Genomic DNA, 10,473 nt, shown 5'->3' with positions numbered 1-10,473 from the left:
ACCCGCGGCCGGCCTTCGCTACCGCGACCTTCGCCAGCGGCGTGGAAAAGGTGAGCGACCTCAAGCCCGGCATGGTGCTCGAAGGCGTGGTCACTAACGTTGCGGCGTTCGGAGCCTTCGTCGACGTGGGCGTTCACCAGGACGGGCTGGTGCACGTCTCGGCGATGAGCGAGAAGTTCATCTCCGATCCGCACGAGGTGGTGCGCTCGGGGCAGGTCGTGAAGGTCAAGGTGCTCGACGTCGACGTCGACCGCCAGCGCATCGGACTGACGCTGCGGCTGAACGACGAACCCGGCGGCGGCAAGTCCACGCGCGTCGGCCAGGGGGGTGAGCGCACATCGGGTGGCAATGCGCAGCGCTCGAGTCAGCAGCGTGGCAGTCAGCAACCGCGTGGTGGTGGCAAGAAACGCCGGGAGGAGCGGCCGGCCACCGGATCGATGGCGGATGCTCTTCGGAACGCGGGATTCGGACGATAGCCTCCGTTCCGCACACGCGTTCGACTACTGTCGGGGTATGTCTGCACATGCCCTGACATTGGCCATGATCACCATTGACACCGACGATGCTCTGGCGCTCAGTAAGTGGTGGCGGGCGGCTTTCGACGCCGAGGTCGTCGCGGAGAACGACGGCTGGTTCGTGACCCTCGCGCTGGGGGAGGGGATTCCGCTGCTGGCCTTCCAGAAAGTCGACGACCCGACCCCGGGTAAGAACCGGATCCACCTCGATCTGGTCGCGCAGGATCGGGCGGCGACGGTGCGCAGGTTGCTCGATGCCGGCGCGACGTTGATCGCTGAGCGCGAGATGCCGGGTATGAGTTGGGTGACACTGGCCGATCCGGCGGGCAACGAGTTCTGCGTCGCCGCGGCCGCCGATCACTGACCGGGCCGCACCCGATCCTCGGACCAGTCGTTAGCGAACGCGGACGCCCGCGGGGTAGAGCGCCTTGGCGAGGGCCGCCTTGTTGGCGACCGCTGCCTCGACCTCCTCGGGCAGGTATCCGCCAGGGTGCGGCCACGTCGGCACCGGATCGTCGCCGGATACGACGGTCCAGCGACTGCCGAGATCGGTAAGCGAGGAGTGTTTGACGCCGTAATAGTCGGGCCTGGGCACTATCGCCACCCCGGAGTCGCCAGCTGTGGCTGCTAGCAGGTGCGGGTGGAAGCGGGTGCACAGCCAGGTGTATCCGCGGCCGCTCGGCAGCCCGTCGCGCCACACGTCAAGGAAGGGCGTCCGGACTGCGCCGTCGAGTCGGTCGCCCATCAGCAGCGGCACAGCCATGTCCTGTCCCGGAATCGCCTCGATGATCCGCACCCGCTCGCCGGGCACCTGCCATGCATCGAGGATCTCGGTGAGGAGACTGGCCAGCGCCCGTGGGCCGGTGGCGTTGGCACCGCGCCGGAAGTCGTCGGTGAGGTCGCTCTGCGCGCAGATCACGACCTCGCCGGTGGACATCCGGGCCGTCGGTCGGCGTACGTGCGGCGACAGCCACGCATCATCGCCGTGCCAGGTGGCGCCCAGCCCTTCGAGGAGATCGTGTGATGGGCCATCCCGCACGTCGAAGACGTCGAACTGCGCGATATCGGTGCGCAAGCGGTCCAGGGCCGCGCCCTGCAGTGCAGGAAGCAGGCCCTGGCCGGTGGCGACAGCGCGGGCACCGGTGACCCGGGAGACTTCGGCGATCGCCGCAATCAGCGCGATGTGCTGCGGCCATACCCGGTTCACGTAGCCGCCGCCGACAAGGTGAATCGTCTTGGCGCGCAGTAACATTTCGACCCCGGAGCCTTCGGCTGGGGCGACCCCGAAGCGGCTCGCCGCCTGCGCCACCCACTCCCACGGACGTTTGGGGTCGACATTCCGATTGTCCGGGGACGACTCCGCGTACGTCATCAACTCCCACAAGGTGTTGACGAAGATTGCTCGCGGATTCACCTGGCGCAGCAGTAGATTCGCCGACCCCGGCCGTCCACAATCGACGACGACAGTGGCCAACGGCCGGTGCCGGGCGAGGTAGCGCAGCCATGCTTCGGTGATCACCTCGTCGCCGTAGTTCGGGTAGCCCGCCGGACCGACCAAGTAGATCAAGTCGTGGAACTCAAAGGCGCGCTTGGCTTTTCGCCGCAGCGACGAGACCGTGTTCACAGGCGCGAGTTCACTCCTCCGGATCGCCGATCAGCGTTGCGACGTGGTCCGGGACAAACTTGCTGAGCGAGCGCGGCGGACGGTGGTAATTACCCGTGGTCAGCGGATGCTTGGGTAGCTTCACCACCGGATGTGGCACGTTGGTGTAGTCGACGGTCGACAGCAGGTGCGAGATCATGTTCAGGCGGGCGGACTTCTTGTTGTCCGACTCGACCACGAACCAGGGACTCGCCGAGGTGTCGGTGTGCACCATCATCTCGTCCTTGGCGCGCGAGTAGTCCTCCCACCGGTAGATCGATTCCAGATCCATCGGCGACAGCTTCCACTGGCGGACCGGGTCGTCGCGGCGGGCGCGGAATCGGCGCAACTGCTCGGCGTCGGAGACGGAGAACCAGTACTTGCGCAGCAGGATGCCGTCGTCGATCAGCATCTGCTCGAAGATCGGAGTCTGCCGCAGGAACCGAGTGTGCTCCTCCGGGGAGCAGAAGCCCATCACCTTCTCGACACCTGCGCGGTTGTACCAGGACCGGTCGAAGAGCACGATCTCGCCGGGAGCGGGCAGTTGGGCCACATACCGCTGGTAGTACCACTGGCCCTTCTCCCGATCGGTCGGTGCGGGCAGCGCTGCCACCCGAGCGATGCGGGGACTCAGGTACTGGGTGATGCGTTTGATGGCACCGCCCTTGCCTGCGGCGTCTCGGCCTTCGAAGACGACGACGACGCGGGCACCGGTCTCGCGCACCCACTCCTGCATCGCAACCAGTTCGGTCTGCAAGCGGAAAAGCTCGGACTCATACTCTTTCTTGCCGAGCCGGACGCCCTTGTTCTTCTTCTGCTTCGAGCCGCCAGACTTCTTGGCGTCGCTGGACTTCTTCGAGCCGCCGCCGGCCTTCTTTTTGTCGGTCATGAACTGATCCTAGTGCGCCGCACCGAGTCCAGTGCCCGAGACGCGCACAGCGATGTTCAGTTATCGCTGAGAGCGTCGACCGCAGTGATCTCGGCCTGCAGCTCGGCGATTGACGCGTCGATCCGGGTACGGGAGAACTCATTGATCTCCAGGCCCTCGACGATCTGCCAGTCGGTCCCGTCCGAGCGGACCGGGAACGAGCAGACCAGTCCCTCGGGGACGCCATACGCACCGGGGGAGACGATGGCTGCCGACGTCCAACTGTCACCCGGGGTGCCCAGCGCCCAATCTTGGACGTGGTCGATGGTGCCATTGGCCGCGGAGGCGGCCGACGACGCGCCGCGGGCGGCGATGATCGCCGAACCGCGCTGCGCGACGGTCGGGATGAAATCACCGGTCAGCCAGGCCTCGTCTGCCGCGAGCTCCGCGCCGGTCACGGTGCCGACCGTGGCATGGAAGATATCCGGGTACTGCGTGGCCGAATGGTTACCCCAGATGGTCACGCCGCTGATCTCGGTAACCGGGACGCCAGCGCGTTCGGAGAGCTGGGCGATGGCGCGGTTGTGATCGAGGCGAGTCAGCGCGGAGAAACGACCGGCCGGGATATCTGGGGCATGGCGGGCGGCGATCGCGGCGTTGGTGTTTGCCGGATTGCCGACGACAGTGATGCGCACGTCATCGGCGGCGACGTCGTTGAGGACGGCGCCCTGCGCAGCGAAGATGGACGCATTGGCCGACAGCAGGTCGGCCCGCTCCATCCCCTTGGTGCGCGGCTTCGCGCCGATCAACAAGGCCTGATTGACGCCATCGAAGGCGGCGCGCGGGTCGTCGTAGATCTCCACGTCGACCAGCTGCGGGAGGGCGCAGTCGTCGAGTTCCATCGCGATGCCTGCGGCGGCGGGTAGCGCGGGTGAGAGCTCGAGGAGGCGCAGGATCACCGGTTGGTCGTGACCGAGCATGGCGCCAGCCGCTACGCGGAATAGGGCCGCGTAGCCGATGGTTCCGGCGGCACCGGTCACCGTGACCACGACCGGAGGTTTGGTGAAGGCGGTAGTACGGCGCATAGCGACCTTTCCGGGGAGGTTGGAATCAGGAGTCAGGAGTCGGGGGTCAGGGAGCTTGGAGTCGAAGCCCGATGCTGGGGTCGGCGTCGTTGGTGAGGGTGAGTTGCTTGCCCTCCACCTCGTAGGTGACGGCGCCGCGGAGGGTATCGAGGACATTCTTCTCCACCCGAGAAACCTCGTCGTCGCACGCCTTCTGGGTGGTGACGATGCCGCGGAACTCGATCTTGTCGCCGTTCACCGTGGCGTCGCCGGTGAACTGGTTGCAGCCAGCGAAACCGGACGCCTTGCCGCCGCCGGTGATCGTCAACGTCGGGGCGATCTCCTCGATCACCTGGGAGGACTCGATGCCCTGCGAATGGACGATCGACCGGACCGTCCACTCGGTACCGACCAGCGCAGTGTTGGCGCGCTCGGTCAGTTTGACGGTCTGGCCGGCCCGGCTCAGCGTCAGCGTGGTGCCGGAGGTTGACCAGCTCAGCGGGCCGCCGAGTAGGTTCGACAGCCAGCCGTCGGCGTCGGCGCGCGCGCCCGGGCACGCCATCATGGTTGCGGCCAGTTGACCGGGCGTCATGGTGTCGCCAGCGAAGGTCACCTCGCCCATGTGCCGGTTACAGCCGGCGGTGGCAGCGATTCGTCCAGCCTGCGGGAAGGTCACCTCCAGCGGTCCATCGCCCGGAATTGGCGTGCCGGAGACGGACGTCGACAGATATGTCTTGCCGACGAGTGACGCCGGATCGTGCGCGACGTCGGCCTCAGTGGTCCCGCAGGCTGTCAGTACGCTGGTTGCGGCCAGCAGTGCGACGGCCCCGATGCTGATCGCGCCGGTCCGAGCGAACTGCGAAAATCTGATCACGGATTCAGCGTAGTCGAGTTGCCTCGCACCGAGCGCACCCTCGCCGCGTACGGTAGAGCAGGATTGATCCCGGCCCTGCGGCGCGGGGGCGGAAAATCATGAGGAGTGAGATAGGCACCGATGGGTAAATTCTCGAACGCGATGTGGCGCATGCTCGGTGCGCAGACCACACGCAACCAGTCGAAGTCCGTGGCGATGATTGAGGCCTCGGCGAAGTACGACGAGTGGGCGCAGGAACTGTCCGACGACGAGTTCGCAGCCGCGGCTGGCGACGTGGACCTCGACACCGAAGACGGTCAGGTGCGTTTTCTGGCGCTGGCCCGCGAAGGCGGTACGCGAGCGCTGGAGATGACCCCGTTCGACGTGCAGTTGCAGGGCGCGCTGCGGATGCTGGCTGGCGATGTGGTCGAGATGGCCACCGGCGAGGGTAAGACGCTGGCCGGTGCGATCGCCGCTATCGGCTTCGCGCTGTCCGACCATTCGGTCCACCTGATCTCGGTGAACGATTACCTCGCTGGCCGCGACGCCCAATGGATGGCCCCGCTATACGCACTGTTCGGCGTGACCGTCGGTGCGGTCTCGGAGAAGGCGGACCGTGACGAGCGTCGCGGCGCCTACGACTGCGACGTCACCTACGGTTCGGTCAACGAGATCGGTTTCGACGTCCTACGCGACCATCTCGCGTTGACCGCCGAGGACCTGGTCGCTCCCGTGCCCGACGTCGCGATCGTCGACGAGGCTGATTCGGTGCTGGTCGACGAGGCGCTGGTGCCGCTCATCTTGGCCGGTTCGACGCCCGCTACCATCGGAAACAGTGCAATCTTCGATGTGGTGTCGCGCCTGAAGAAGAAGCACTATGACGTCGATACCGACGGCCGCAACGTCCACCTGACCGATGACGGCGCGCAGCTGGTCGAGGCCACTCTGGGTGGCATCAACCTGTACGACGATACGCACGTCGGCAGTACCTTGGTGCACGTCAACGTCGCGCTCTATGCCTACTACCTGCTTGAGCGCGATGTCGACTACATCGTGCGCGACGGCGGGGTGCACCTGATCAACGCCTCGCGTGGTCGGGTCGCGCGACTGCAGCGTTGGCCGGACGGCGTGCAGGCCGCCGTCGAGTTCAAGGAAGGTCTGGAACTGACCGAAGCTGGCGAGGTGATCGACACGATCACCGTGCAGGCACTGATCGGCCGGTACCCGAAGGTGGCCGGCATGACCGGTACCGCGATCGCCGCCGGTGAGCAGTTCCGGCAGTTCTACGGACTGGAAGTCTCGCAGATCCCGTCGAACGCACCGAACATCCGCGAGGACGAGCCGGACCGCGTCTACGACACGAAAGCCAACAAGGTTGAGGCGGTCGTCGAGTTCGTCGCCGCTACCCACGTAACTGGCCAGCCGATCCTGATCGGTACGCACGACGTCGCCCAATCGGAAGAACTCGCGTACTTCTTGGAGCGGGCCGGGGTGCCGTCGGTGGTGTTGAATGCGAAGAACGATGCCGAGGAGGCCGCGATCATCGCCGAAGCCGGGCGCAAGGCCGTCGTCACCGTCTCGACGCAGATGGCTGGCCGCGGCACCGATATCCGCCTGGGCGGTTCGGACGGCGACGAGGCGGCCCGCGACGAGGTCCTCGAGCTCGGCGGACTCTGCGTGGTCGGCACCGGGCGCTACGACACTGAGCGGCTCGACAATCAGCTGCGTGGTCGTGCCGGACGCCAGGGTGACCCGGGCCGGTCGGTGTTCTTCTCCAGTTTGGAAGACCCGCTCGTCACCAAGAACGTCACGAGCCTGCGCGGGACCACTGCGCCCGAGTCCGACGGCCTCCTCGGTGCGAAGGGCGCCGAGATCGTTGAGCAGGCGCAGCGTATTGCCGAGGCCGCGATGCTGACGCTGCACTCGAACACCTGGAACTTCAACCGTCAGGTCAACGAGCAGCGCGAGTCGATCGTCCGTCGCCGGATGAACATCCTGACGACCGACGAGGCTGCTGTTGAGCTGGAGAAGTCCGAACCGGAGCGCTGGGCTGACGTGAGCGGCACCGTCGACGAGGCCGTGCTGGAGGGGGCGGCACGAGAAATTGTGCTCTACCATTTGGACCGCGCGTGGGCCGATCATCTCGGGTACGTTGCCGATGTGCAGGCCAGCATTCACCTGCGTGCGCTCGGTGCGCAGAGCCCGTTGGAGGAGTTCCACAAACTGATTTTCGCCGAGTTCACCAAGCTGGTGGATGAGGCGATGGAGGCCGCCCGGGAGACCTTCCAGAACGCGCGCATCACCAACGACGGCGTCGACCTGGACGGCGCCGACTTGCACCGGTCAACGATGACCTGGACCTACCTGGTGCACGAGAACCAATTCTCGGCAGGCTCTCAGGCGCTGCAGGGAATCGTGGGCATCTTCCGGTGACCGCGACCCCGGAGCCGGCCGAGTTGGCGCCCGACCGGTTCTGGACTGTCCCGAATGCGCTGAGCGTGCTGCGCTTGGCACTGATCCCGGTCTTCATCTGGTTGCTACTGGGCCGCGATGCCCCGGGCTGGGCGCTGGCCGTGCTCATTGTCTCGGGAATATCCGACTGGCTCGACGGCAAGTTGGCCCGCTGGCTGGACCAGTCGTCGAAGATCGGTGCCCTCCTCGACCCGGCGGCCGACCGGCTGTACGTGATCATCATTCCGATCTGCTTCGGGGTTGTCGGGTACGTGCCGTGGTGGATCATCGGCCTGATCGTCGCCCGCGATGCGCTACTCCTAGCCACCGCGCCACTGCTGAAGAGTCGGGGGATCACCGCCCTGCCGACGCTGTACATTGGCAAGGCTGCGACATTCGCACTGATGAGTGCCTTCCCGTGGTTGTTGGGTGGGCAGATCGACGGCTGGGTGGGCAGCGTCGCGTTCCCAGTGGGATGGGCCTTCCTGATCTGGGGTGTGGCCATGTACCTCTGGTCGGCGGTGCTCTACTGGATCCAGACCGTCGCCGTGGTTCGGGAACTGCCACGGGTCCGTCAGGTCCGCGTCGACGCCGCCCGATAAGCTGCGGAACGATAGAATCCTTGCCCGAGAGACCTTTCGGGACCGGCCGTGCCTGACGAAGAGAATGGTGAGATCGTGACTTCGACCAACATCCCCGCGGAACTGCGTTACACCGCCGAGCATGAGTGGCTGCGCAAGGTCGGACCGTCGACCGTCCGAATCGGCATCACCGATTTCGCGCAGCAGGCGCTCAACGACGTCGTCTTCGTTCAGGTACCCGACATCGACGCGGTCGTGGAGACCGGGGAATCGTTCGCCGAAGTCGAGTCGCACAAGAGTGTTTCGGACATTTACGGTCCGCTCGACGGTGTAATTTCGGCGACGAACGACGCCGTCGTTGACACTCCGGAACTGGTGAACACCGATCCGTACGGCGAAGGCTGGCTGGTCGAAATCACTGTGGCCGACGGCGCCGACCTCAACGCGATCCTGGCCGCGATGCTCGATGCCGATGGTTACGGCGAAGCGATCGCCGACTGATTCGGTCCGATCGGCGGACAACGTAAGATTTGTTCCACACCCGTCGTTGGCGACTCGCTGACGGCTGGGGAAGGAACCGGTAGGTTCTGAAGGTGAGAGAACTGCCCGCGGACGCGCTCAACGGCGAGAAGTGTCCGCTTGTCATATTTGTGCTGACAGACCGACCTCCCGGGGTTGGCAAAGGAGTTGTGGTGAGCGGTAACGACGACGGTTTTGAAGCCCCGGTGGAGACCACCTCGGTCTTCCGTGAAGAGTTCATCAAGGAGATCGACGCCCCCGCGACGACTCCGGAGCCCGCGGATACGGGTGTGGAGCGGTTGCTTCCGGGCACCGCATTGCTGGTGGTCAAGCGTGGCCCCAATGCGGGTTCGCGCTTCCTGCTGGATCAGGAGACCACCTCCACCGGTCGCCACCCCGACAGTGACATCTTTCTCGACGATGTGACGGTCAGCCGTCGTCATGCCGAGTTCCGCCTGTCGGGAACCGACTTCAAGGTTGTCGATGTGGGCAGCCTGAACGGTACCTATGTCAACCGCGAACCGGTCGACGACGTCCTGCTCAGCAGCGGCGACGAGGTGCAGATCGGCAAGTTCCGTCTGGTCTTCCTGTCCGGCCCGCGTGCCGGAGAATAGGACTGCCTGACCTGTGACAGGTAGTGCTGCGCGTGCCGACTCCGGCGAGCGGACCATGTCGATTGGTGCCGTTCTGGAGATTCTGCGCGACGATTTTCCCGAGGTCACCATCTCCAAGATTCGCTTTCTGGAGGGTGAGGGCCTGGTCACGCCCGAACGCGCGCCGTCGGGTTACCGCCGGTTCAGTACGGCGGACTGTGAGCGCCTGCGCTTTGTGCTGACCGCCCAGCGGGATCGTTACCTGCCGCTCAAGGTGATTCGCGAGCAACTCGACGCCATCGACGCCCAGTCGTCGACGGCGCCGAGCGCACGGCTGCTGTCGACGGCGCGCACCGCGGTGGCGCCGGCCACCGACTTCGCCGAACGCGGCGGCCGGGTGTCGCGCGAGGTGCTGATCGAACGCACCGGAGTCGATTCGGCATTCATTGCCGAACTGATGCAGGGCAGTCTGCTCTCGGCCGGGCCCGGGGGTTTCTTCGACGAGGACGCAGTCCGGTTGGTGGAGGCCGCTGCGGCGCTCGCCAACTTTGGTCTGGAAGCTCGTCACCTGCGCGCTTTCAAGGTGAGTGCTGATCGCGAAGCCGGCCTGGTGGCGCAGATCGCCAACCCGATCGCCAAGGGAAAAGGCACCGGCGCGCGCGATCGCGCCGAGGAACTCATCCGTGAGATGGCGGCGCTGTCGGTGACGTTGCATACTCAATTGGTGAAGGCCGCAGTGCGCGGCGTTCTGGACTAGCGGAAGAGGGCCGATCCGATGGGCGAGATGCGAGTCGTCGGGATTCGGGTGGAAGCGCCGCAGAACCAGCCGGTTCTGCTCCTGAAAGAGGCGCAGGGCAGTCGCTATCTGGCGATCTGGATTGGGCAGAGCGAGGCCGCGTCTATCGCCCTGCAGCAGCGCGGGATTGAGCCGCCGCGGCCGCTGACCCACGATCTCATCGTCAACCTCTGCGCCGCCTTCGACCAGGACCTCACCGAGGTTCGGATCGTCGATATGCAGGAGGGCACCTTCTACGCCGAGATGGCCTTCAGTGGCGGCGCGGTGATCTCCGCGCGTCCCTCGGATGCGGTCGCTGTCGCCATGCGGGTCGACGCACCCATCGTGGCCAGTGAGGATGTGCTCGACGATGCGGGGTTGGCCATGCCCGACGAGGAGGGTCGCACCCCCGGCGAGGAACCTAGCGAAGAGGACCTGGAAGCGTTCCGGGAGTTCCTCGACCATGTCACCCCGGAGGACTTCCTCGGTCCTGACACTGCGCCTTGAGCTCGTCGAGGGGTCAAAGGGTAACGCTCCGGTCACTGCGGGGTCACCATTGTCCTACACCTGAAGTTTAGGTTGAGGTTTACCGCGCGTCGCATTGTCTCGCAC

Annotated in this window: 12 protein-coding genes; 8 read left to right on the top strand and 4 right to left on the bottom strand. The window is 65.6% G+C overall.

Features of this window, described 5'->3' with window-relative positions; translation table 11 throughout:
* Positions 1–476 (top strand): S1 RNA-binding domain-containing protein (locus WAW85_RS11905; protein WP_422559821.1); only part of this gene is annotated, 476 nt, incomplete at its 5' end.
* Between the two features lie 37 nt (positions 477–513).
* Entirely contained in the window at positions 514–879 is a 366-nt protein-coding gene (locus WAW85_RS11900; RefSeq protein ID WP_422559820.1) for a VOC family protein, read from the top strand.
* 30 nt (positions 880–909) lie between these two features.
* Here the strand turns inward: WAW85_RS11900 and WAW85_RS11895 are convergent, their stop codons facing one another.
* Genes WAW85_RS11895 through WAW85_RS11880 form a run of 4 tightly spaced genes read right to left on the bottom strand, consistent with a single transcriptional unit; the run spans position 910 to position 4,963 of the window.
* A complete protein-coding gene (locus WAW85_RS11895) occupies positions 910–2,139 on the bottom strand; it encodes a polysaccharide pyruvyl transferase family protein (RefSeq protein ID WP_422559819.1) in 1,230 nt (409 codons plus the stop codon).
* Positions 2,140–2,149: 10 nt separating this feature from the next.
* The gene (gene ppk2 / locus WAW85_RS11890) at positions 2,150–3,046 is read right to left on the bottom strand and encodes a polyphosphate kinase 2 (RefSeq protein WP_422559818.1); all 897 of its coding nucleotides are present in this window, start codon (positions 3,044–3,046) and stop codon (positions 2,150–2,152) included.
* A gap of 56 nt (positions 3,047–3,102) precedes the next feature.
* Complete coding sequence (locus tag WAW85_RS11885; protein ID WP_422559817.1) at positions 3,103–4,110, bottom strand: malate dehydrogenase; 1,008 nt, start codon at positions 4,108–4,110, stop codon at positions 3,103–3,105.
* Between the two features lie 46 nt (positions 4,111–4,156).
* On the bottom strand, positions 4,157–4,963 hold the full coding sequence (locus tag WAW85_RS11880) for an META domain-containing protein (RefSeq protein WP_422559816.1): 807 nt from the start codon (positions 4,961–4,963) through the stop codon (positions 4,157–4,159).
* Between the two features lie 120 nt (positions 4,964–5,083).
* Here WAW85_RS11880 and secA2 point away from each other — a divergent pair, with 120 nt between their 5' ends.
* From secA2 to WAW85_RS11850, 6 genes are all read left to right on the top strand, one after another.
* Positions 5,084–7,375, top strand: coding sequence for an accessory Sec system translocase SecA2 (gene secA2 / locus WAW85_RS11875; RefSeq protein ID WP_422559815.1), 2,292 nt, complete (start codon positions 5,084–5,086; stop codon positions 7,373–7,375).
* Entirely contained in the window at positions 7,372–7,995 is a 624-nt protein-coding gene (locus WAW85_RS11870) for a CDP-alcohol phosphatidyltransferase family protein (RefSeq protein ID WP_422559814.1), read from the top strand. The genes secA2 and WAW85_RS11870 overlap by 4 nt, the downstream gene beginning before the upstream one ends.
* A 75-nt stretch (positions 7,996–8,070) precedes the next feature.
* Positions 8,071–8,475 carry a glycine cleavage system protein GcvH gene (gene gcvH / locus WAW85_RS11865; RefSeq protein WP_422559813.1) on the top strand — a complete coding sequence of 135 codons (405 nt, stop codon included), beginning with the start codon at positions 8,071–8,073 and terminating at the stop codon, positions 8,473–8,475.
* 188 nt (positions 8,476–8,663) lie between these two features.
* Complete coding sequence (gene garA, locus WAW85_RS11860; protein WP_422559812.1) at positions 8,664–9,107, top strand: glycogen accumulation regulator GarA; 444 nt, start codon at positions 8,664–8,666, stop codon at positions 9,105–9,107.
* 55 nt (positions 9,108–9,162) lie between these two features.
* The gene (locus tag WAW85_RS11855; RefSeq protein ID WP_422559811.1) at positions 9,163–9,843 is read left to right on the top strand and encodes a MerR family transcriptional regulator; all 681 of its coding nucleotides are present in this window, start codon (positions 9,163–9,165) and stop codon (positions 9,841–9,843) included.
* An 18-nt stretch (positions 9,844–9,861) separates the two neighbouring features.
* Positions 9,862–10,368 carry a bifunctional nuclease family protein gene (locus WAW85_RS11850; RefSeq protein ID WP_422559810.1) on the top strand — a complete coding sequence of 169 codons (507 nt, stop codon included), beginning with the start codon at positions 9,862–9,864 and terminating at the stop codon, positions 10,366–10,368.
* Positions 10,369–10,473: the final 105 nt, after the last annotated feature.

Source organism: Gordonia sp. (in: high G+C Gram-positive bacteria), from assembly GCF_049299075.1.
In the GTDB taxonomy this organism is placed as follows: Bacteria; Actinomycetota; Actinomycetes; order Mycobacteriales; family Mycobacteriaceae; genus Gordonia.
Note: the sequence above shows the minus strand (reverse complement) of the source record. Positions and strands in the feature narration are given on the sequence as shown.

Coding starts and splice junctions, on each gene's coding strand:
- WAW85_RS11900 (WP_422559820.1), top strand. CDS start 514: ATGTCTGCACATGCCCTGACATTGGCCATGATCACCATTGACACCGAC.
- ppk2 (WP_422559818.1), bottom strand. CDS start 3,046: ATGACCGACAAAAAGAAGGCCGGCGGCGGCTCGAAGAAGTCCAGCGAC.
- WAW85_RS11885 (WP_422559817.1), bottom strand. CDS start 4,110: ATGCGCCGTACTACCGCCTTCACCAAACCTCCGGTCGTGGTCACGGTG.
- secA2 (WP_422559815.1), top strand. CDS start 5,084: ATGGGTAAATTCTCGAACGCGATGTGGCGCATGCTCGGTGCGCAGACC.
- WAW85_RS11855 (WP_422559811.1), top strand. CDS start 9,163: ATGTCGATTGGTGCCGTTCTGGAGATTCTGCGCGACGATTTTCCCGAG.
- WAW85_RS11850 (WP_422559810.1), top strand. CDS start 9,862: ATGGGCGAGATGCGAGTCGTCGGGATTCGGGTGGAAGCGCCGCAGAAC.